The organism is Dyadobacter sp. HNCC25DJ186 (assembly GCF_056895235.1).
Genome location: NZ_JBXHAS010000001.1, coordinates 794,339 through 817,056, shown reverse-complemented (window position 1 = coordinate 817,056; position 22,718 = coordinate 794,339). Strand labels below are relative to the sequence as shown.

Sequence of the window (22,718 nt, the reverse complement as noted above, 5' to 3'; positions counted from 1 at the left end):
AATTTTAGAGCCAAAATGGGAATTTCAAAACCAACATTTCAAGTAATTCTTGATGATCGTAGAGTAAGGTCAGATGGATCTTATCCACTTAAACTCCGGGTGACTTATGACCGGAAAAGGAAGTATTATAACACCGGGATTAATTTGACCGAAGACGAATTTTCAAAACTCAAGAATTCGAAGCTTGAACACCTCAAAGAGATTAAAGGTCAGATAAAGCTTTTAGAATCGAAAGCAGAAAAAATTTATCGTGAGATGGATGAATTCACCTTCGTATTGTTCGAGAAACTTTTGTTTCACAAAATAGAAGAGAAAAGACCCACAGATGTTTATTCAATCCTCAGTGATTACATCGCCAAACTTAGAAGAGAGGATAGGGTTTCTACCGCACAGTCCTATGAATGTGCTTTGAAATCTTTGAAGAAGTTTAAACCACGTCTCGTATTCGAAGATATTAACCCAGAGTTCCTAAATAAGTACGAGCGATATATGTTGGGTATTGGTAAGGCAAGTACAACTGTTGGGATTTATCTCAGATCTTTAAGAACAATATACAATCAAGGAATAGAACAGGGTTTAGTGAAAAAGGAGCTATATCCATTTAAGAAATCGAAGTTTCAGATACCCGCAGGTCAGAATATTAAGAAAGCACTTACAATTTCAGAAATTGAACAGATCTTTAACTATGTTACGGTATCGGGATCAAGTGAGGATAAAGCAAAGGACTTTTGGATCTTCTCGTACCTGTGTAATGGTCTCAATTTGAAAGATATTTGTAGACTACGGTATAAAGACCTGGATGGCGACAATCTTACAGTGATTCGCGCAAAAACTCAGTTGTCTACAAAGTCTCGACAGAAACCAATTCGGATCTACTTAACGGATCACGCAAAAACAATTATAAAAAAATGGGGTCAACCTGCATGTAGTCCTACAACGTATATTTTTCCTATTTTAGCTGAAAATATCAGTGCATTACGTGAAAGGGAACTTGTCCAGTATTTTAATACGCTGATAAATAAGTATATGAAAAGAATTGGTATAGGTCTGGGTTTTGCTAAACCCGTCACCACTTACACTGCGAGACATTCATTTTCAACTGTTCTAAAACGCAGCGGTGCTCCACTGGAATACATCTCTGAAAGTCTGGGACATAGTAGTTTCCAAACAACTGAGAATTATTTGGATAGTTTTGAAAATGAATCAAGGAAACAATATTCAAACCTTTTGACAAAATTTGCTAAGGATTAAATTATGACCGAGTATGAAAAATCCCCATCGAAAATTATTGATGAATTAAATTTAAAATGGCAAAAAATTATTGATGCTCTTAAACGAGTAGAATATTCTTTTAACATAAATAGTGTTGAAGAAGAAGATGACGATTTTAAATCACCGGATGGACAACCAATAAAGTATATTTCTCATAGTGCTTCTGTTGTTTTCAATGGTTTTACCCGTAGCGATTTATACAGGATTTTTTTGAAGAATCTGCTTGATTCATTCAAGGAGGATTTCTTGTTTTATGTTGATGACACTAATTTTTTGACAAGTGAACGTTTGGATTTCTTTTTGGCCAAAAAACGAGAAATTCAAGAAATAAGACGTGTCTATCCTAAAGATTCGAAGGATAGCATTTCATCTGGAAGGAGGGTTGAACCTATGGTTGATGATGATGATTGGGAGCAAAAACAGGATGAATATTTAAAATTTGTAGATATAATTGACAAAGCTTTGTTGCCCTTTCTTGAAGTTCAAAATAAGTTTTTAGAGATGATTGTAGAGATTTTGCAGGATACTGTCGCGTTTATTAATGGTAGACTTGAAAAGGAAGATCCTGACAAAGAAGCGCTCAAGCTTAATTTTAACTTGCAGAGATCTGAGCTGATTCTGCTTCTGGTTACAATGAGAGAAGCTGGAATTATTTGTGGTGCGATTGATGCTGATCTAGCTAGATTTGCTCAAAAATATCTATTATTCAAGTACAATAAAGTAAGCCGGGTTCAGAAAACAATAACTGAATTTAAAAAAGGTACAAATTCTCCTGAAACTAGCTTTAATACTTTGATGGATCAGCTAAAGGAACTAAAATTACCAGATTTTAAATAACTAATTGATTATCAATGGGAAGTATTTTTACTTCCCAAATTGTCATTTTTCTTCAATTTAGTTTTGCAGCTCATTAAAATTAAATGACACGTAAAATGACAATTGAATTTTTTATTGGTATTGAAAAAACCTTCATCGAGACTCACTCGAAGGACATCCAGAAGATAGTCCAAACTGCTGTTGATTTTGTTATTGCAAATCAACCATTAATGTATCCTCCCGAATATTATTATTCATCTCCTCCAAAACTCTTTACGGTAAGTGAGATTTGCGATGAACTATGGGTATCAAAAACTACGGTATACAAATTGATTCGAACAGGTGTCTTGACTGCAGAGATTCATGATCGGTTAATTAAGGTACACGACGATTCTTTACTGAAATGGTGTAGGGAAAATGAAAGAGGAATTATGAAGAATTCTACATTCTATCCTATGCAAACTACAAAATCTTTAAATTAAACTTATATATAGACATTATGACACCGTCATTTCCATTTTCAATCGAAGATGTTGCTAAAAACATCGGAATGCCGTTTATTGACACACGTCCAAAAATGTTTGCATTTTTGAGAAGTTACTCAATCATTCAGGATCACCTTCCTAAACCTGAATTGGTGAGCAAAGGTTTATTTACCGTTGAACATCGATTCCTTAAACAGGCAAATAAAACTGTTCCTGTTATTAGGGTATCTAAACAAGGGATGACATTTATTAAAGACCTTGCAAAACTAGTTTATAAATGATTTAGTATAACTCCACATTACGCGCAACTATCCTAATGGATATAGGGAATTCAATTCGTTATGAATGTCCTTTTAAAAAAAGTATTGTTGATTCAATACTGGAGCCCAAATTATTTTGCACACACGTATAAAATGGACTCAACTATAATTGAAGACATCTTTAACATTTTTGGAGTCAGTTTTAATTACTAGTATATCTTTTAATATTTCTGACTCCAAATCTTCCCATTTATAAATGAAACGAAATGAAAAAAACCAGTTAGATTCCACAGCTTCAATTCAGCACCTGCTGAAATTAAAGGAAGTTGAACAGCGGGTTTCAAAACTAGCAGCAAATGAAATAATTTTCTCTCCAGCTTTGATAACAAGAGAAGGTGTCCCAATTATAAGACGGGGTACAATCAATATGATACAGGGAAAAAGTGGCAGTTTTAAGTCGAGATTAGCAGAACTTATGTGTAGTTTGGCACTTTGTCCTGATGGTAAGACAATTGATTTTTCACTTGGATTTGAAAAGGTTGAGGGACAGCAGCTTTCTGTACTGTATCTGGATACCGAAAGGAACCAAACAGAGGAATTTCCGACCGCAATTAAGTCAATTGTCAATAAATTAGGGGTGTCTGATCCTGCACAAATTCCTAATTTTCATTTTACCTCGTTGAAAAATGTGAGTAGAGATATGCGACTACAAGCGCTAAAGATATTTATCGAAGATATTAGGAAAGAATCTACCGACCCTCTTTTTATACTGTTGGACGTGGTCACAGATTGTATAGCCAATTTCAATGACCCTGCTGAGAGTATGCAACTCTTTGACTACATAGGTAACATGTGCGAAGAATTAGATGCAACCTTTTTACTTATTATTCATGAAAATCCAGGGTCCGAAAAAAGCCGTGGACACACTGGTACTGAGTCACTTAATAAATCTTCAACAGCAATTCATATTGGCTACGAAAAAACTAGAAGTGGAGAAATTTCCGAATTGCTTCAAATGAAGTTCATAAAACAGCGACATGCAAAAAGACTTGATCCAATTCCCATAATTTTCTCCCAAGAATCTATGTCGCTACAATTAGCTGACCCTGGATTAGTGAAAAGCGTTGCTGACCAACGACGAAGTAAAGCGAGTTTAGAGGACATAGGTTCAACCTTAACAAAGTATTTACAGCCAGAATTGGGACAGAAAGATTTACTTACCGTTTTGTGTGCTGAATTTAACTGTTCAGCGAACACGTTGAAATCTCGGTTAGAGGAAATAGCGGAAAGCAATTTAATAATTGCAAATGATCAGGGAGTATCCTGTAATTTGGAAATCATCTCACAAAGTGGAAAACCTACTGTTTACAAATTGACAGAAATATTGGTAGCTGAGTTAATGGATTAAAAATGTCACCCAACCAGAACAATTGCATACAAACCTCTTTTGTTTTGGTTGGGTATTTCTTTTTAATAAAGTTGAGTTTGTGACTAAAGTGAGTACTTCTTGCCTAAAATTGTCCTAATATTTGGGGCGACCTCTCTTCCAAATCTTGATATAGAGAATCTGTGATCATTTTACTTCTGATTTCGGGAAATCAAATCCTTATGTAGACTTGTAAAGTTATGCTGAACTTCGTAATCTGATAAATAGGTAAGGTAATTTAACTCCAAATAATCTTTATTTTGCTCAGTCCATACCTTCAAAGATTTTTTAGATTGTTCTAAATAAAGTGCACTTGCTTCAAAATCACCCTCATCGAATAAAAGTCGACCCATCAAATATATAAGCTCGAATTCATCATGATAAAAATCGTCGTCGTCGTCTCTCAAATTAAGTGATTCTTGCCCTTCCATGGCACTGAGAATTCCCTTTGCTATTTGCTTTGTCCTGTACAAAAACTTTGTGAAACTTATTGTAGTTTTAGCGTATAGTCGAAAGTTCTCTACTGCTTTTGACGCAATCATTGAATCCAGAAAATCATTTTCAGCACTTTTATTTCTTTGTAAAGACAAATTACATTGAGCGCGCTGATAATATAGTCTCCCTTTATGCTCTATGTCATTTATCTGAATCCCTTTATCGATTTCTGTAAGAGCACTTTCGTAGTTTTGGTTGCTTATTAGAATGGATGCCTTAAATGCATAATGACCCGCAGAATGTTCAGCTGTTGGTATGACCTTGCGTTTTAGTCCAACCCCAAGTAGACTTTCTCCCATTGTTATTTGTCCAGACTGATATTGACTTTCATAAGTACTGTTTCCTGTCAATTCGTCCATAATTGCTAAAAAGAAAATTTCTATTTCTTTTACCATTTGTTCCTGAGTTTTTTGGATAGGAAATGACCACTTCCTTCTGTAAAACCCTTGAGGTCCATAATTAGCATAACCAGTTATCTCAAGGTTTTCAGAGCTCTCCAATACCTCAAACGTAATACAAGTTGTCGGCCCCCTACTTTCAATCTCAAAACCTTTCGAATTTCCATTCTTAATTACAGCATAGGGATGCATTGTTAAATATTGAACCAGGTGCGGATATTTTTTAGCAACTCTGCTGTCAGTAAAACCGACTAATCTTTTAAGAAAGTTAAACATTGAATTCAATTTAGGAGGTATCGAAAATTACTGAAGCTAAAATCAAGTTTGATTTACACAAAAAGTTAGCAATATACAATTTAGTATATTTATACCCAATATAATGGGTGGTAAATTGTCTGTAATCGGTTCAGCTTTGAGCCGTGACTAAAATCCGAAATCACAACTACCTAAAAGCGTTTGGATCAAACGTGCGAAGACTCCGAGAAGAGAAAAATCTGAGTCAGGAGGAGCTATATGACCTCGCAGGACTGTCGAAAAATCAAATTGGTAATATCGAACGTGGTGAGGTAAATACAACCATAAGCACCGCATATGCAATTTCAAAAGCGTTAAACATTTCTGTTGCAAACCTATTTGAATTCGACTTTACCCACTCAGACTAGGTACTTTCAATTTTCACCCCCCCTTTTTGTTGTCGTTGCGAATACCCCCCCACCGATTAGGAACTGACCCTCTTTATATATCCAGGGGTGAAGACCTTGTCTGGTTCCTTAGCCCTGCTTAGTTTGGTGTCTACCGATCCCCCCATGAACTTCTTTATATAATATTACATAACATGAGGGATGGACGGGGAACAATACATAATCCATAACTATAAAAGCTATCATCATGCTCACAATCACATCTTATTCAGCGCGTACATCATCTCAGGATGGAAGTCAGTATTTTTCTTTGGAGCTTACAAGCGACGACCCGGAGATTGTTTTGTCTCAAACCGGACGCTATTACGTCACTACCAAAAAATGTTCAATGAGCTCAACATTTCCAGAATCAGTATGTAAAGCAATGGTTGGTAAACAAATTCCCGGATCAATTGGGAAAGTGGAATGTGAACCCTATGAATTCACAATTCCGGAATCGGGAGAGATTATTACACGTCAACACAGATATGAATACATGCCAGTAGAAGCAAGTACACCTGAGCAAGCAGTATTTGCTTAGAATTTTAGTAACAAAAGATTTTTGAAGCAGGGTCACTTAGACTCTGCTTTTTTTATTTACCTTAAAACCAGACTTATGCAACTGTATAAAGCACATCGCAAAAATGTCAAAGTCAAAATTGGAATACAGGGTCCAAGTGGTAGTGGAAAAACAAAGTCAGCTCTTTTAGTCGCTTTTGGTATTACAAATGACTGGTCTAAAATAGCCGTCATAGATACGGAGAACAAAAGCTCCGAGTTGTATTCCGACCTGGGATCTTTTAGTATTCTTTCCCTGTCTCCTCCATGTACACCTGAACGGTTTCAAGAAGCAATCCAGACCTGTATAAACGCGGGGATGGATGTAGTGATAATTGATTCAATCTCTTCAGAGTGGCAAAACATTCTCCAGGAACATTCCAAGTTGACTGGTAATAGTTACACCAACTGGTCAAAATTTACACCGCGACATCAAACTTTCGTAGAAAGCATAATCTATTCTGATGTACATATAATATGTACGCTAAGATCAAAACAAGCATATGTTCTGACAGAAAGAAACGGAAAGCATATTCCGGAAAAAGTTGGTATGAAACCCGTTCAGCGAGATGACATGGATTACGAGTTGACATTGGTATTTCAGCTTTCTATGAAACATTGTGCCACTGCAATCAAAGACCGTACTGAAATGTTTGCAGACAAACCTGAGTTTGTGATTACTTCTCAGACCGGGGAACTGATAAGAGAATGGTGTGAAAAAGATCTTGCTGTTGAAAGTCAGTTACTTTCTGATATCCAGGAATGTGAGGATATCCCATCATTGAAAACAATTTTCGAGAAGCATCCGCTATATCAAAAATCCCTTTTAAATCATTTTAACGTTCGAAAACAACAACTTTTATCTCACAATGGACACATTAACAATTGACAATCCGGTTTTCCAACTTTCCGCAGTAAGCTCATTTATCGAGGCAAATACAATTCCGCTGTTTTTACCGGAAATGGAAAAGAACCATTTAATACCTGTTTTTACGAAAGATAACGAACCCTTGATATCACATGCAGACTTTATTCACGTTGCGGAAGAAGTTGTTTCAGACTTCTATAAAAACGAAGTTATAACCCCGGCAAATATTCGGGTTTCACATCCAATAAAAGGTAGAATTCCAAACGCGAAAGATAAACCGGCAAACCAACTCGAAGAGTGGGAAAAGACGATCTATTATGAACGAATGATGTTTTTGATAGAAATCCCATCGATTCGCGAGACTGTTGACGGAAACGTTTTGAATCTTACCGTTGGTGGTGTCAAAAGTTACGCCCAGGACAATCTATCCAATCGGAAGGGGTCTGACGAGCATTTCAAACTCTTTATTGGTTTCAAAAACCAAGTTTGCACAAATTTATGTGTATGGACTGATGGACTAAAAGCTGACGTTCGGGTGAAAAATAGTGAACAGCTCTCCAGAGAACTTCAAAAATTACTGGTTAATTTTATGTTCGACAGACAACTTGAACTTCTTAGTAAATTTCCCAACTACTCCCTTTCCGAACATCAATTCGCCACGCTGGTTGGTAAATGTAAACTATATCAGTATTTACGAACAGCTGCTCGGAAAGAAATTACTCCGTTATCCTTCGGGGATTCCCAAATCAGCACCATTGCCAGAGATTATTACATGGATCATTCCTTTTGTAAAAGCGACGACGGGTCAATAAACCTCTGGAAAGTGTACAATCTTTTTACGGGTGCGAACAAATCAAGCTACATTGATGGATTTCTACAACGTTCTGCAAATGCCTCAGGTTTCGTCTACAATCTGGTTGATGAATTTGATAATGGCAGTCAGAGCTGGTTTTTGAACTGATGGAAATTGTATTACCAGGGTTCATAACCAGATTCAGTTATCACATTTTTTCCTACTTAATAACTAATCATTTTAAGTTATGAAAGAGGTCGATCTCCATTACATTGATCCGTTTTCCTTGCTTATTGTTGATGAGTCAGGCGTTCTCAAAAGACTGTTCTGTCCTTTCGTGGTAGATTCAATCTTTCAAAGCGAAGTAGTTCCAAGCAAGCTTTTAATGGTTGAAATGGTACGTAAAACCCCGGAAAACGAAATATTTTTTGTGGTTGAGGGAACAGCACTCCCACACTACTTATTTACTATTGACAGCTCCTGAAACTCCGGATCATAAAGACTAAAAGAACTACCTTTTTTCAATGCAATCTTTTTTTACGCGGTTGGACTTTTGCTATTTAAAGACCTTTACTGGTTGAATGCTATGAGGAAAAGTCCATGATACGCGGAAAACGGTGAATTTTTAATTTTCTGATCACCCGACCAAAACAATTCTCATATATGGCAATTTGTCTTGGTTGGGTGATAATTCGACCTTCAAGTAAAAATTAATACATATTGCTACTCTTTATCGATTATGAACTCTTCACGCTTCTTACTAGCTTCTTCATAAGTTGCAAATACAAAGCACTCTCTCGACTTTACTTTTCCATGTTTTAGCTGAACTACTGGAGAGGAAAGGTATCTTGACTGAATTTCATCCATAAGCCGGTATTTTAAATCGCTATCAACGTTCGCATATTCTTTTATCATTGAACAGTAATTTCGCTCAACAGGTACTTTCGTGTAAGCATCCGGTGTTGCATACTCTTCCTGCTCTACAATAAGTCGGGTGAAAACATAATTGCTTGAAGAAGACTCGAACTTCTTAACATCCTCAGAACTTGAAGGTTGTGTAGTACGGGTCAATGTCTCTTTTGGTGTTTTATTCTCTTGTTCCAATTTGTCAATTCGGTTCTAACTCGTAATTTTTTTGTTGGTTATTACAACCAAACATCATTAGTAAACCAGATATAAGTAGACTTTTTTTGCATAAACGTGGAAGGATTCGCAATCATTCTGCAAATTATAAAATTCCGTTTCACTAACCCATTATATTGGGTTTGGTTTTGTTCAGTTCTTTTGTAAAAATTAGCATAGGTGTCAAATAAGTAACCCTTTAAATCAATTATGAAAATTCGATTCAAATCCACAGTTGTTTCATACTATGAGAATAACAAATTAGGAATAACGCAAGAGCAACACATTCCATCATACTCAAAAACTAAAATGAAAAGGTATCTAGTCATACTTCTTTCATTTATGTCATTCACAGCAGTATTGGGACAACAAAAAACATTAGGAAAATTTGTAATTACGGATGCAAAGATTAACAACGTCGATGTAACTGAAACATATCTTGAAAATGACGGGTATATTGCTTTTTACACTTCTGTTGATGGAAGTCTAAGTATGACAAATATTATGTCCAAAAAAGCAAATAGCCAAAGCTATGGACGCTTATTTGCAGTTACGCAACGGGTTGCAAGAGAAACGAAAACTCAATATGAAAGTAATGTATTTTCATTTCGATGGAGGTATAAAAACACGTATGATTCCAAATCCGGCACAGCATCTGTAAGATTTCAAAAAATTTATAAACCACAAGGAACTGCTTTCATTTGTACCATGATTCTAGAAAATCTTGATGTATTAATTTTTAAGGGATACATGGAAGGATCTCTGGATTTTTCAGATTTTGTTAGGTAAAATTTTGCATTAATTAATACAGGTCGCAAGTATTTGAAAATGTATTAAGAATCGCACTTTCCCTCACTACTCACCGTAAACGGTCAACGGTATATTCTTAGCGAGCGATATGATAAGAACCCAACCATTCCATTGATCCATATTTAGAGATTGGTTTGGTTGAGTTCTTATATAGTGAGAAAATCAGGTATTTATCTTTACTCTGATTTCCCTTTCGATTTTTTCTATTTCCTCAATATAATCTGATTCAACTTCATCTATATTACCATGAACTGCTAGATTTCTAACCTTACTTAATTTAATAAGGGTATTATATTCATTTGCGTTTATATAGCTGAAATCTTTAAGCAAACGAATAATTTTTACTAAGGGAGTATGACGGGCAGAATCACTCGGTGAGATTATCTCTTTATTAATAGCAAGTTGTCTTAATAACTTTTCTAATTTAATAAAGCTTGTTACAAAATTCTCAAGGCTAACTACCCTTCCGATATCAACTCGGAACAATTTTTCATTTTCATCGATTAACTTTTTCGCGGTAGTTTTGATTCTATTAGGTTTTGTGGTAGATAGCACAAAATTTATTGCAAGATAAAGAGTAAAAAAATCTAGAATAGCAACGACAATTTGAAAGGTTACATTAAAAAATCCTAGATCGTAACCGTTGAAATACACGACAAATAAGTTCAAACTGATTGCGATACCTGTAAGTATAAACAGCCACTTAAGTTTTTTGTAATTCTGGGTTATAATCTCATTTTGTATTTCTTCCATTGTTTCATCGTCAGAAATTCCTCTCAGAATTCGATCATGAGAAAAAATAAATCCAGCAGTTAATAATCCAACAAAAGCGGCAATTGCTTGTGCAAAGGAGCTGTAAAAATAGTAAATATTGTTTGCATCAATTTTCGTTACCATTTAATCCGATATTGTCTATTTATAGTTAAATCAAATAAGTCACTTCAATATTGAAATTATTTATTCTTCCATATTGAGCTCGCGTAATCTCCATCAATTCGATTAATCGGGAGTCTCACGGCCGAGTGTGGAAGAGGATTAAATAATGCATTCCTTTGTAAAATCAAATGAATAAGCGGAAGAGAGATTTCCACACCAATAGCTTGACGTATTTTAATTAACAAGTATCCCACATCAATTAATTGATTTAACCAAATGGTAGCTTCTTCCACAGTAAATACTAAGGACGGTGGATCAAAATGCATCAAATGGTTACGAAGCATACGTAAATTATCAATATTGGTCATATGTAATTCTGCATCCAAGTTCTTTCCGGAAATCTGGTAAATCCACTTGAGCTTGTCTTCAAACCTTCTGTTGATTCTTCCTCCTAGTTTTTCTATTTTAAATTTCCAATGAGGTAAAGGATCATATTCTGCCTTGATATATATCTGATTCAATGTTATATCTACTAATGAAATTGCATCATTTATCAAGGACCTAAAATCAAAAAACCAACTCACCTCTAATGCTGAATTTGAATTTTCAATTAATTGTTTACGCAAGGATATTATTCGACCAAGTAATTGTGGTTGTAAAGTTGTAAAAGACTGACCTTCACGTATAAGTCTAGGCTTTATGGGATAATTCTTGCCATATTGCTGCTGTGACGTACTGTCCTGTATTCCAAAACCTGTTGGTATAGTATCATCGTGTAAATGCATGTTCACACTTATATCCGTCGAATGATCTAGCCAAAAGCATTCAATGCGCGGAAGATTAAAATGATCATAGCTGAAGTATCCATTGGCTCTAATAAATTCGCTTATTTTCAAGTAATTGACAGGAAGACTTTCTTGCGATTGTTTGTTTTGATCATTCCATTTAATTTTATGGTACCCTTTATAATCCCTCCATCTCTTTATAGATAATGGTTTATCTTTAAATATTTGATTAGTAATCAGAAGAGACATTTCACTAACTGCACCAGTTCTAGCCTTTGGGTCAAACAAGATAAATTTATGGTCGTCCATATAATAATCGTACAGTACATTTTCTTAGTAAACAATAACTTTACTTCATCATCTCTTGGATCTTATGGACAAAATCCGCTAGTGTCAATAGAGAACTTTCCATATTTTCTCTGATTGAAACTGCTGTGGTAAAATTCCCGGTACCACTTTCATATATTTTTTTCTGATCTTTCCCTTTGATTACCGATCTGTGATCTGCCTGTGTAATTGTGAAATTATGAGTAAAGTTGTTTCTAATTAAACTGGCATCTTTGATATTTACACCAAATTCCTTCACTAGCCTCTTGATTTCAACGTCTGGTATCTCATTGACAACCTTTTGGAAATTAACGTCTCGTTCAGGAATTTTGAAGGAATAATAAACATTTATGATCTGTAAAATTATATCTCTGGCAGAAAAAAAATAGTAATAAAAGATTTCAGCATAAAAATGAAATTGGAATTCATTTATACCATTTTTACTCTCCGAGGATTCGTTAGTATCTGAGATCCCTCGATTAAAATTTGCGATAGCATTAATGTAAGAAGTGTAAAGTTTGCCGAACTTATTGAGAAGACAGAGATCCCAGATGTTAAGATTTTCTTCGCGACTTACTTCTTCAATGTTTCTACCTTCGATCAGAATCTCTTGTAAAGACTTTATCGATGGAAAACCAAAATTCTTTATTTTGGGATAATTTTCAAATGCTAGTTTTATTTCATCACTGGATGGATAATTGAAATCGGATGCGTTCCAAACCACTTTTTCTGTCATTTGAGTTCTGCTTAATAATTATGATACCTTTAACCAAAACCTCACCTTTTCTGGAAGTAAATTAGCATATTCATACATGAACTCTTTTAGTTCTTTTGAGTCGAGACATACTATATTGTCCTGCTTTTCTCCATAATACTCTTGATTTGTAGTAAATAGGAAAACATTCGCGTCAATGCCTGAAAAGTCATTTCGGTTAAGAGCAATGTTTCCACTTTTAACTTGTACAACCGCTTTTTCACCCGTAATCCTATGGATCAATTCGTATTCGTACCCAACAGTATCTCTTTTACATGTACTTGCTATCAGCAAATACCCATGTTTTATCTGAAGGAATAATCCAACGACATCTTCACAGTCATCGGGAGATAACAGAAAGAAAATATCTTTTTCTAAGGATAGTTCTGGTTGGTAAAAAGTAGTGTTTGACAGATTATTGTAAAGCTGCTGTGAATACGCTATGGTGTCTTCACCCCCAACTCTTTGTAAAGTACTGGATAACATAAAAGCTCTAATTACCCTTCCTGGGACCTTGTCAACAAGACCTACTTCAATCCATTCGCAGTCCCTAATGTTGGCGATATCATTGTTGACTGCATCAGTTGAATAATCATATCTCCATTCGCTAGTAATACGACCCAAAAAGTAATTCCCATCAATTGTTCTCGTCCATACTAAATCATTAATTTGCATTTTATAATGAATAGCATTCCATGCTTTTGACCAACCTCTTGAAGTTGTCATAGGATACTTGATCTTTCCAGCAGTTTCATAAGTCTCCGATGATATAGATTCATTTATATTATCGAGTGGCCAACCTATACCTACAATTTTATTATCCAAACAGTGTTTTCTTGAATCATATCCAGTTCTGTTTGCTGGTTTCAGATTTATGCGCCAAAGATTCATATGGAAAATGGTTATAGGGTAAGATTATTCTTCGTCCACTTCAATGTAATATTCAATAAGCGCTTCCTTCCAGTCTATATCTCTGAACTTGAAAACCATCCTTTTATTTACTTGACTACCAACAATTTTCATGTCAATCTCCCATATTCCAGCAGTAACGAATATGGCAGCTAATTGACTTGTTGACTGAGCAAAAGTTGTATTTCCTTTAATGCTGTTATACACAAAAGATCCTAAACCAAGTATTTCTGAGCCATTTTGCATGTTAGAAACACTGTTCGCTAAGGGTGTCCAATTCTGATCTTTCATGTAAGTTTGAATTTCTTCTAAATCTTCTGATGAGAATGTAGAAATTACATCAGTTCGTTTATTTACAAAACGTCTCAGAATCGTCAAATTTAGACTTTCATCTATTTTCGATAAAAATGGTTTCTTTCGACTACCCAGAGTATATTCCTGCTTCCAATTTTGATCTTCTGTCATTTCAAGGAACTTAGCTTTGTTAACTGGTTTAAATTTTATCTTCTCTTTATTTTTTTTAATTTTAATACCTTGCTTCAACCATTTTCCATAAGACCATAATGCACGGTCTAAAATCCAATGATCCACACCATATTGGGAAAGCATATTTTCGAAGAATCCTTTATACGCTACATAATCTTTCCATTGATATGATGCTTGAAGTGGCAAAGATTTTCCATCCGGTTCAATTTTCTTGAATGCTCTGTAAACATGCTGATCATACAACGGGTATTCAAGAGGATAACAGCAATGCAGCGTGAACAAACCCCATATAAATCCAAAACCACTTCTGCTTTTTAACGTGCTTAGTATAATTGGTTCATCAGTTAATGGGCACTTTGTAGGTATTTGCGGAAAAATTTCAGTGATATTTTCGTTGATATAAACCCATGTGTTCTTTCTAACAGGTGTATTATCATCCCATCTTAGTGTATAAGAATATGATTGACTATTTTCATCTAAATACTCTTGACCATCATTATTTTTTCTTAAACAACCAGTTTTCCATGCACCCATAATTGCAAATTTTGAAGGATGGTATTTACCGTCAAGCACTAGTTCCTGGTAGACTTTGGTAGAGTATTTGTCAGCATCAAAATTCTTTGCCCAGTTTAATATTTCGTCAAGGGATTTCATTTTTGAGGAGGCTTAACTAAAATTAAATAAGTGACCATTCCTGACCACACAATTGTTTATCGAAGGTGAGTAGTTATGCTATTACATGAATACTCTATATTAATTTTTCACGTTTAAGTCGATCAGTTATCTGTTCTGTCAGTCTCTGTTTGAACTCTGTATCACTTGCAAGTTCTCGGGAACGTTCAATTTCTGACCTAACAATTGCGAAAGCAGAAATTGAAGAATCAATTTCGTTCTCCTGTTCTACATTCTGTTTCAGATAGTTGTACTTCTCAACCATGAAGAATGTTTTGACCCAGTCAATTTTGTTTTTGGGAGACAGTATTTTTATTTGCTTTGCCAAATCATATAACATATTGTCCGAAACCCAAAGCTTATTATAAAGTTGAGCTATCCATTCGGACACATGAGAATCATCTAAGACGTCACCTATTCCATTAATAGGTATCCCGTATTTACGTTCTTCATCGTCATCTGCCAGATAATAAAAAATGACTAGCTCCTGTAAATTTCCTTCACCTAATATTTCAAAACGGTAATAATTACTTGCTTCAATTGTGGACATAATTAATTGTTATTAGTTTGTAAGCTACGCATCCAAAACAGTTTACCACAAACATCTACTGGTTTAAGTTTATGAAGTTAGTTAACGGCAGTAAACTTATTGTTCGAATCGTTTACTTTGTTATTTCCTCACTTGCTATCAAATTACACAATGAATAAAAACTTTTACCTAATTGCTGTTTGCTGTTTATTTATTCACTCTTTCATAGCTTTTGGTCAAAGGACTCCTACCATCTGTTCCTATTACGGTAGCAGTCGCAATATAAATCCGCGGGATATATGTGATCAAGCAAGTTATGTTTCCAATGCTGCTGCAGAGAAAACTATTGACAATATTCTGCGTCAAGTCGGTTTAGACAGGAATTTTATTATAATGGAATGTGTGAATATAGATAACTGTGTCGCTGTTAATTTGCCGGGAGAAGCTGGTTCTTTACGGTATATAATTTATGATAAAGTTTTTTTGACCAGAGTTCAAACTAGGACAGGTACAGATTGGTCTGCGAGAAGTATTTTAGCGCATGAAATTGGTCACCATCTTCAAGGTCATACATTAGATGGTACGGGAAGTCGTCCTTCAAACGAGTTGCAAGCAGATAAATTTTCTGGTTTTGTTCTGAGAAGATTAGGTGCGTCACTTAAAGAATCGCAAGCAGCAATTCAAGAATTACAATCCATTGAAGGTTCTGCAACTCATCCACCTAAAAGAGAGAGATTAAACGCGATTGCAAAGGGTTGGGAAGAGGCTAATTCGCTTTCACCTCAGCAAAGTTTACCTATCGAAGAGAGTGAAGTTTCTTATTCTCCAACAGCTTCCATAAGCAAACGTACATCAGAAGAATATATAAGGCAGGGAGCAGTATATTACCAGAAGCAGCAGATTTCGAAAGCATTAACATATTTCCAGTATGCAAGTGATAATAATCACAAGGATACAACTGCTGCACTTTATGCGGGAATATCAGCACAGAAAATAAATAAATTGGATATGACAATTGCCTTTTTTAATAGATACGTGTATGGCGGGGGAAAAGATCCGAGTGTATTTTATGGATTAGCAAAAATACACAAAGACAATAACAATTTTGATCAAGCGATATATACACTTCAAACTGGGTTGGACCGTTCTCCCGGTAATTCAGACCTTAAAGCGGAGATAGTAAACATACTGCTTGCGTCAGGGAAAGGAGATCAAGCAATCGACGAACTTTTAGCATTAACGAGATCCAATCCCAAAAACATTCAGAACCTTCTTAATCTTGGAATTCTCTATGACAACAAGTGCTCTAAATTAGCTGATGAGATAACAGAATTTAGATCGAAGACTAGGAGAAATGACGAGTTAGAACGTGAAAAAGAAAAGTTTAAAATTTACGAGGGTGAAGTGAAACGCCTTAATAAATTAATCCAGAAACAACCAGGTGCAAGTGATATAAAACGTCAAAGAGATCATGTATATGCCAATGGTCAAGAGTCATTATTGAGGATACGAGAAATAGAAAGAGAACTTTCAATAAGCTCAACGAGTCCATATGGTTCGAATATAGAAAGTATGAATCGTGAAATTGCAACTAAAGAAGCTGAAATTGCAACTGCTAAAAATATGGCGATTTTTAATTATAATCGAGTTCTGAGCATCAATTCTTCTAACTATGATGCTATATACAATTTAGGAGTATTATATTTTAACGATGCTGTTAGAATTAAGCGTACTGTTGATAATATGACTATGGTAGAATATCAAAGAGAAGGTAAGAAAACTGAAGGTCAGATTTGTGGACTATTTCAAAAATCAAAACCCTATTTTGAAAAAGCAGTTAGACTCCAAGGAAGTTCGGACGCAAGAAATAATTTAAATACAGTAAATGATGTTATTGGACAGTTTAAACAAAAAAATGTCGTGTGCATAAGTGACTAATAAAAACTTTCCCACCCAACCAAAACATCCCCCCATATACATCTACTTGGTTTGGTTGGGTAAACTTAGTTAACGGTAGTTGCTAAAATTTAAAACCCGAAATCTCCACCAGCGAAAAGTAATTTCCGGTATCTTTGCGCTTTTTTGATTAATTGTACCCGCTCAAATTTTCCAATGTCAAAACTTGACCTTCAAACCCTGGAATCCTGGTTATGGGATTCTGCTAATATATTGCGTGGGAGCATTGACAGCTCCGATTTTAAGAATTACATCTTTGGTTTGCTTTTCTTGAAGCGTGTTAATGATGTCCATGCCGAAGAGGTAGATGCTATCATGGAACGTGATGGTATTTCACGTGAAGATGCTGAGGATGAAACTTACTTCAAGGTACCTCAGGAAGCTCGTTGGGATGAAATAAAGAAGTTTACCGAGAACATTGGTATTGCTCTGGACATTGCATTTGCAGCGATTGAACGCGACAATAACAAAGGTCTAAACAACCGTATGCGTCCGATAAACCCATATTTTAACATATCCGCATAGTTCGTAATCTTGTTTCATGAAAAATGAGACAGAAAAAATGCGTGAGCTATACGATCAGTGGCAGACGCAAGGCATAAGCAAACAGGCTTTTTGCAATCAAAATGGTATGGGATACCATAAGTTCAATTACTGGGTTAAAAAATTCCGCCGCAAGAATGTCGCTCCCGTCGAACCAACCCGTGGGTTCAGCCAGATACCAATTCAACAACCAGATGTAATTGAGCAAAACCAACAAGCTCTGGCAGCAATTACTTTTCCATCAGGAGCGCGTATAGAGCTGTTCGGATCTCTTGACGCTTCTTTTATCAAGAAGCTCATTCTTTAATATGCTGGCTTTATCTCACAGCTGTCGGTACTTTTTGTACCGGAGTCCGACAGATATGCGTTTTGGCATCTATAGCCTGGCTGGCCTGGTCCGGAATGAACTGGGCTTTGATCCGTCAAGTGGTGATGTTTTCGTTTTTCTGGGCAAACGACTTAATCAGATCCGACTCTTACAATGGGATCGGGATGGTTTTGCCATGTATGTCAAAAAACTGGAACAAGGTACTTTTGAATGGCCAAAAGGTGAAGATATATCCATCACCAGCCAGCAGTTAACACTTCTTCTGCAAGGTGTAATGCTGGATTCGGTTCGCCTTAGAAAACGATATCAACGGGTGAATTAGGTCAATAAATCAGGCAGAAAAAGCCACAAAAAAGTGCCTCATAAGGTTGTATAGCTAGTTTTTATGCCTTATCTTCGGGTAATGGAAGATACAGCGACGGACTATAAATTACTCTATGAGCAGGCACTTGCCGCGCATAAAAAGTCGCTGGAATTAATATCCGAAAAGGATCAGCAGATCCAGGAGCTGAACTTTGAACTTGATAAATACAAGCGGTACATATTCGGAAAAAAGAATGAGAAACTGGCCGGCGTCCACACGGACGTAAACCAGATCGACCTCTTTGAACTGGGTACCGACCAACATCAGCAGGAAGAGCTTTCACAGCAGGCAGTTGAAGTTGTAAAGGAAAAAGCGCCAGCTAAAAAACGTGAAAAAGGAGCAGGCCGAATGGTGCTTCCGGAAAACCTACGCCGTGAAATTATTATCATTGAACCCACAGAAGATGTTACCGGCTGCACTATCATCGGAGAAGAAGTCACAGAGGTTTTGGATCTGATTCCTGCTGAGTTCTATGTAAAGCGATATATCCGTTACAAATATGCCCGTGCTAATGGTGAGGGCATTATAACCGCATCACTTCCGGATCGTGTGATCGAAAAGGGTATCCCTTCCGAAGCAGTCATCGCCCAAATGGTTGTAGACAAATATGTATTTGGCCTTCCACTTCACCGCCAGATTGACAAGTACAGGCGGTTAGGAGTAAATGTTCCTGCATCCACAGCCTCTGACTGGATCATGAAAGGCTGGCAGCACCTGACCCCTTTATGGGAGCTTTTAAAACTCCTGGTTCTGAATCAAAAGTATTTACAGTTGGATGAGACGCCGTTGAAAGTGCTTGATAGAGACCATAAAAATGGGATCCATCAAGGCTATGTATGGATATATAATGCCCCCTGTGATAAGTTGACGCTGTTTGATTACCGGAAAGGCCGCGACCAAAGCGGACCTAAACAGATGCTGGAAGGATATGCCGGTATACTGCAAGTGGATGGCTATTCTGTGTACGAAAAGCTTTTTGGCAATCATCCTAACATTCTTTTGGTCTACTGTATGGCGCATGCCCGCAGGAAATTCGTAGACGCTCTTAAATACGATAAAGAAAGATCGACTTATGTGCTTGAATGCATGCAGGTACTCTACGCTCTGGAGCAGCAAATGCGTGAAGAAAAATTGGATTGGGAACAGAAAACAAAGTTGAGACAGGAAAAGTCGGTTCCGGTTCTTTTGGAATTAAAGGAGTGGATGACTCAGCAGCTTCCGTTAGTTATTCCTAAAAGTCCCCTGGGTCAGGCTATTGCTTACAGCTTACCACGTTGGGAAGGACTGAGTGCCTATGCACTTCATGGGCAAATTGAGATTGATAATAACTTAGCGGAAAATGCAATCAGGCCAATAGCAATTGGACGAAAATCGTTTTTATTCGCTGGTTCACACCAGGCAGCAGAAATGACAGCTGCTATGTATTCCTTTATGGCAACATGCAAAAAGAATGGTGTTGATGAGCAACGCTGGCTGACAGATGTGTTTGAAAGAATACAATCCCATAAACATAAAGATCTTTATCAACTGCTACCAAACAACTGGGAGAAGTTCAGAAATCTCGAAAATTAACCCAGAATTACGTTTACCAAATTAGCAACACGGGTTTTGTCGGAGCGATACAAACAACCTCGAAGGTGTACTTACTTCTACCAAATTCGGAGATAAGGAAAAACTTAGTGATGAAGTGCTGCAACGACTACTAAGTCATTTTAACAAATACAGTCTTAAAAATCAGGATTTATATACTCCGGATTTATTAGGTGACGCTTATGAATACCTGATCAAACAATTTGCAGATGATGCTGGTAAAAAAGGTGGTGAGTTTTATTCTCCACGCGGAGTGGTACAAACGATTGTACGTCTTATAAAACCTCAACCAAAACAAAAGGTATATGATCCTACTTGTGGAAGTGGTGGTATGCTCATTGAATCTGCCAAATATGTTGCGGAATTACCAGATGGAAAAGTTGGTAACAACATCAACATTTCCCTTTTTGGACAAGAGAAAAATCTTGGTACATGGGCGATTGGTAAAATGAATATGTTGCTGCACAATTATAATGATGCAGATCTACGTAAAGGTGATACCCTAAACGATCCTAAACACAGGAATGAGCATAATGAATTAATGCTGTTTGACAGGGTCATTGCAAATCCTCCATTTTCACAGGATGGTTGGTGGATACGTGCTGAAACCAGTCAGGAAGTTAAAGTTGATAAGGATGGAAAAGAAAAGAAACTTACTCCTAATTATCAAAAGGAAGTTGTAGATGAGTATGGAAGGTTCCAGTTTGGTATTCCTCCTCGTGGATATGCAGATTTAGCATTTTTGCAACACATGATTGCAGTATTAAAATTGGATGGTAAAGCAGGTGTTGTATTACCTCATGGTACTTTGTTTAGAAGTGGAACAGAAGGTGCTATTCGAGAAAAACTGTTAAGAACAGATTTAGTAGAGTGTATTGTAGGATTACCTTCTGCTTTATTTTACAACACGGGTATTCCTGCAAGTATCTGGATCATCAATAAAAACAAAGCTGCACACCTGAAAAATAAGGTGGTGATTATTGATGCAAGTAATGAATACAAGGAAGGTAAAAACCAGAATGAATTAGTAGAAGCCAATATCAGCAAAATCGTATCTACCTACGATCATTTTGTAACGACTAACCTGGTAGAGATTCCAAATGAAAAGTATGCACGGATTGTCGACTTGGAAGAAATTGTAGGGAATGATTATAATTTGAATATCAGCAGATACATTGATACCAGTGAAGCGGAAAAGGAAGTCGATTTGCATCAGGTGAAAAATACCATTCTTGAATTGGAAGCAAAAGAAAAGGAAATTGATGAAAAATTATTTGCTTTTTTAATGGAGGTTGGATTATGAGAGAAGGATTTAAAAATGAATTGAACAGCATTCCAGAAGATTGGGAACTCGTACCTCTTTATGAACTAAGAAATAAAGGTGATAGATATTCTTTTACTGGTGGTCCATTTGGATCTGACTTGAAATCTGAGAATTATACTAACTCGGGTGTAAGAGTACTTCAATTACAAAATATCGGAGAAGGGGAGTTTATAGATAAAGGAGCTGTTTATGTTTCCGAAGAAAAAGCAAACGAACTCAAATCCTGCAATATATATCCTGGTGAAATTATCCTTGCAAAGATGGCACCTGTTGCAAGATGTTGTAAAATTCCAAACTTCGATAAGAGGTTTGTTATGTGTTCCGATGGAATTAGACTTTCCGTAGATCACAAAAAATACAATAATGAGTACATCTTTCAAGCGTTAAATTCAACTTATTTTAGGAATGAAGTGGAATCTCAAAGTACTGGAAGTACAAGAGCAAGAATTGGTTTAAATGACCTTAAACTAATACCATTAGCTGTTCCAAAAAATAAAGCTGAACAACAAAAAATAGCAACCATCCTCAGCACGGTTGATGAAAAGATAGAAGTCATTGATGCACAAATCACCCAAACCCGTGAACTCAAAAAAGGTTTAATGCAAAAACTGCTGACACGTGGTATTGGTCATACGAAGTTTCAGGATTTTGTGTTGGGTGAAATTCCTGAAAGTTGGGAGGTAGGTAAATTAGGGAACTATACAAGATCCTTTGCGGGTGGAACACCGTTGCGAAGTAAGTTGGAATATTTCGAGAATGGAACAATACCTTGGGTGAAATCTGGTGAGGTAAATCAAGTCACAATTACAAAGACAGAGGAAAGTATAACTGAAAAGGCTATTGCTGAAAGTTCGGCAAGAATTATTGAATCAGGGTCTATCTTGGTAGCTCTCTATGGTGCTACCGCGGGAAATGTCGGAAAACTGGTTATTCAAGCATCAAGTAATCAAGCTGTTTTAGCTGTAAAGTCAAAGGTGCAAGATTTGTTAGATGATTTTATATACCATTTTTTAAAACAATCAACTCCAAAACTTCTCAGTTTAACTCAGGGGTCAGGTCAACCTAATTTAAGCAAAGGCATTATTGATAGTTTACTCATACCATTGCCCCCGTTGTCTGAACAAGTTCAAATCATATCAATTCTTACATGTATCGATTGTAAAATTGAAAACTTAGTACAAAAAAAAGCAAGTTATCAAGAACTTAAAAAAGGATTGATGCAACAATTACTTACTGGAAAAGTAAGAGTATTTCAATCTGAACTCGAAATTGCCTAAATAAAACCCTCCGTT

At 36.2% G+C, this 22,718-nt stretch carries 26 protein-coding genes; 18 read left to right on the top strand and 8 right to left on the bottom strand.

The window, feature by feature from the left end; genetic code table 11:
- Positions 1–15: 15 nt before the first annotated feature.
- The 5 genes from AC1XUO_RS03435 (at position 16) to AC1XUO_RS03415 (ending at position 4,241) form a co-directional block, all read left to right on the top strand.
- Positions 16–1,251 carry a phage integrase SAM-like domain-containing protein gene (locus AC1XUO_RS03435; RefSeq protein ID WP_483328354.1) on the top strand — a complete coding sequence of 412 codons (1,236 nt, stop codon included), beginning with the start codon at positions 16–18 and terminating at the stop codon, positions 1,249–1,251.
- A 3-nt stretch (positions 1,252–1,254) separates the two neighbouring features.
- Positions 1,255–2,109 (top strand): hypothetical protein, encoded by an 855-nt coding sequence (locus AC1XUO_RS03430; RefSeq protein WP_483328353.1) that lies wholly within the window; start codon positions 1,255–1,257, stop codon positions 2,107–2,109.
- Between the two features lie 95 nt (positions 2,110–2,204).
- Positions 2,205–2,570, top strand: coding sequence for a helix-turn-helix domain-containing protein (locus tag AC1XUO_RS03425; protein WP_483328352.1), 366 nt, complete (start codon positions 2,205–2,207; stop codon positions 2,568–2,570).
- A 17-nt stretch (positions 2,571–2,587) separates the two neighbouring features.
- Positions 2,588–2,854, top strand: coding sequence for a hypothetical protein (locus tag AC1XUO_RS03420; protein WP_483328351.1), 267 nt, complete (start codon positions 2,588–2,590; stop codon positions 2,852–2,854).
- Positions 2,855–3,089: 235 nt separating this feature from the next.
- Positions 3,090–4,241: an AAA family ATPase gene (locus AC1XUO_RS03415; protein ID WP_483328350.1), complete on the top strand. Its 1,152-nt coding sequence runs from the start codon at positions 3,090–3,092 to the stop codon at positions 4,239–4,241.
- A gap of 170 nt (positions 4,242–4,411) precedes the next feature.
- On the opposite strand, the gene AC1XUO_RS03410 is transcribed toward AC1XUO_RS03415, so the two are convergent.
- Positions 4,412–5,428, bottom strand: coding sequence for a hypothetical protein (locus tag AC1XUO_RS03410; protein WP_483328349.1), 1,017 nt, complete (start codon positions 5,426–5,428; stop codon positions 4,412–4,414).
- 191 nt (positions 5,429–5,619) lie between these two features.
- Between AC1XUO_RS03410 and AC1XUO_RS03405 the strand changes: the two genes are divergently transcribed.
- The 5 genes from AC1XUO_RS03405 to AC1XUO_RS03385 all read left to right on the top strand — a co-directional run bounded on the left by AC1XUO_RS03405 (position 5,620) and on the right by AC1XUO_RS03385 (position 8,535).
- Complete coding sequence (locus tag AC1XUO_RS03405) at positions 5,620–5,814, top strand: helix-turn-helix transcriptional regulator (RefSeq protein WP_483328348.1); 195 nt, start codon at positions 5,620–5,622, stop codon at positions 5,812–5,814.
- A gap of 226 nt (positions 5,815–6,040) precedes the next feature.
- Entirely contained in the window at positions 6,041–6,373 is a 333-nt protein-coding gene (locus AC1XUO_RS03400; protein WP_483328347.1) for a hypothetical protein, read from the top strand.
- Between the two features lie 75 nt (positions 6,374–6,448).
- The gene (locus AC1XUO_RS03395; protein ID WP_483328346.1) at positions 6,449–7,279 is read left to right on the top strand and encodes an AAA family ATPase; all 831 of its coding nucleotides are present in this window, start codon (positions 6,449–6,451) and stop codon (positions 7,277–7,279) included.
- On the top strand, positions 7,260–8,219 hold the full coding sequence (locus tag AC1XUO_RS03390) for a DUF3871 family protein (protein WP_483328345.1): 960 nt from the start codon (positions 7,260–7,262) through the stop codon (positions 8,217–8,219). The genes AC1XUO_RS03395 and AC1XUO_RS03390 overlap by 20 nt, the downstream gene beginning before the upstream one ends.
- A 79-nt stretch (positions 8,220–8,298) precedes the next feature.
- Positions 8,299–8,535: a hypothetical protein gene (locus tag AC1XUO_RS03385; protein ID WP_483328344.1), complete on the top strand. Its 237-nt coding sequence runs from the start codon at positions 8,299–8,301 to the stop codon at positions 8,533–8,535.
- A 239-nt stretch (positions 8,536–8,774) separates the two neighbouring features.
- On the opposite strand, the gene AC1XUO_RS03380 is transcribed toward AC1XUO_RS03385, so the two are convergent.
- On the bottom strand, positions 8,775–9,155 hold the full coding sequence (locus AC1XUO_RS03380) for a hypothetical protein (protein WP_483328343.1): 381 nt from the start codon (positions 9,153–9,155) through the stop codon (positions 8,775–8,777).
- A 327-nt stretch (positions 9,156–9,482) separates the two neighbouring features.
- Between AC1XUO_RS03380 and AC1XUO_RS03375 the strand changes: the two genes are divergently transcribed.
- On the top strand, positions 9,483–9,962 hold the full coding sequence (locus AC1XUO_RS03375) for a hypothetical protein (RefSeq protein WP_483328342.1): 480 nt from the start codon (positions 9,483–9,485) through the stop codon (positions 9,960–9,962).
- Positions 9,963–10,145: 183 nt separating this feature from the next.
- Here AC1XUO_RS03375 and AC1XUO_RS03370 read toward each other — a convergent pair whose 3' ends face one another.
- The 6 genes from AC1XUO_RS03370 to AC1XUO_RS03345 all read right to left on the bottom strand — a co-directional run bounded on the left by AC1XUO_RS03370 (position 10,146) and on the right by AC1XUO_RS03345 (position 15,342).
- Entirely contained in the window at positions 10,146–10,880 is a 735-nt protein-coding gene (locus tag AC1XUO_RS03370) for a hypothetical protein (RefSeq protein ID WP_483328341.1), read from the bottom strand.
- 56 nt (positions 10,881–10,936) lie between these two features.
- The gene (locus AC1XUO_RS03365) at positions 10,937–11,953 is read right to left on the bottom strand and encodes a hypothetical protein (RefSeq protein WP_483328340.1); all 1,017 of its coding nucleotides are present in this window, start codon (positions 11,951–11,953) and stop codon (positions 10,937–10,939) included.
- Positions 11,954–11,993: 40 nt separating this feature from the next.
- Entirely contained in the window at positions 11,994–12,707 is a 714-nt protein-coding gene (locus AC1XUO_RS03360; RefSeq protein WP_483328339.1) for a Cthe_2314 family HEPN domain-containing protein, read from the bottom strand.
- Positions 12,708–12,725: 18 nt separating this feature from the next.
- On the bottom strand, positions 12,726–13,616 hold the full coding sequence (locus AC1XUO_RS03355) for a hypothetical protein (protein WP_483328338.1): 891 nt from the start codon (positions 13,614–13,616) through the stop codon (positions 12,726–12,728).
- A gap of 24 nt (positions 13,617–13,640) precedes the next feature.
- Complete coding sequence (locus tag AC1XUO_RS03350; RefSeq protein WP_483328337.1) at positions 13,641–14,774, bottom strand: hypothetical protein; 1,134 nt, start codon at positions 14,772–14,774, stop codon at positions 13,641–13,643.
- A 94-nt stretch (positions 14,775–14,868) separates the two neighbouring features.
- Positions 14,869–15,342: a hypothetical protein gene (locus AC1XUO_RS03345; RefSeq protein WP_483328336.1), complete on the bottom strand. Its 474-nt coding sequence runs from the start codon at positions 15,340–15,342 to the stop codon at positions 14,869–14,871.
- 150 nt (positions 15,343–15,492) lie between these two features.
- Between AC1XUO_RS03345 and AC1XUO_RS03340 the strand changes: the two genes are divergently transcribed.
- The 7 genes from AC1XUO_RS03340 (at position 15,493) to AC1XUO_RS03310 (ending at position 22,703) form a co-directional block, all read left to right on the top strand.
- Positions 15,493–17,259: a tetratricopeptide repeat protein gene (locus AC1XUO_RS03340; protein ID WP_483328335.1), complete on the top strand. Its 1,767-nt coding sequence runs from the start codon at positions 15,493–15,495 to the stop codon at positions 17,257–17,259.
- Between the two features lie 174 nt (positions 17,260–17,433).
- The gene (locus AC1XUO_RS03335) at positions 17,434–17,802 is read left to right on the top strand and encodes a type I restriction-modification system subunit M N-terminal domain-containing protein (protein WP_483328334.1); all 369 of its coding nucleotides are present in this window, start codon (positions 17,434–17,436) and stop codon (positions 17,800–17,802) included.
- Between the two features lie 16 nt (positions 17,803–17,818).
- Entirely contained in the window at positions 17,819–18,127 is a 309-nt protein-coding gene (gene tnpA, locus AC1XUO_RS03330; protein WP_483328333.1) for an IS66 family insertion sequence element accessory protein TnpA, read from the top strand.
- A 1-nt stretch (position 18,128) separates the two neighbouring features.
- Complete coding sequence (gene tnpB, locus AC1XUO_RS03325; RefSeq protein ID WP_483328332.1) at positions 18,129–18,470, top strand: IS66 family insertion sequence element accessory protein TnpB; 342 nt, start codon at positions 18,129–18,131, stop codon at positions 18,468–18,470.
- Positions 18,471–18,551: 81 nt separating this feature from the next.
- The gene (gene tnpC / locus AC1XUO_RS03320; protein WP_483328331.1) at positions 18,552–20,084 is read left to right on the top strand and encodes an IS66 family transposase; all 1,533 of its coding nucleotides are present in this window, start codon (positions 18,552–18,554) and stop codon (positions 20,082–20,084) included.
- Positions 20,085–20,199: 115 nt separating this feature from the next.
- Positions 20,200–21,405, top strand: coding sequence for an N-6 DNA methylase (locus tag AC1XUO_RS03315; protein ID WP_483328330.1), 1,206 nt, complete (start codon positions 20,200–20,202; stop codon positions 21,403–21,405).
- Positions 21,402–22,703 carry a restriction endonuclease subunit S gene (locus AC1XUO_RS03310; RefSeq protein ID WP_483328329.1) on the top strand — a complete coding sequence of 434 codons (1,302 nt, stop codon included), beginning with the start codon at positions 21,402–21,404 and terminating at the stop codon, positions 22,701–22,703. Before AC1XUO_RS03315 ends, AC1XUO_RS03310 begins: the two co-directional genes overlap by 4 nt.
- The last annotated feature ends 15 nt before the right edge of the window (positions 22,704–22,718 follow it).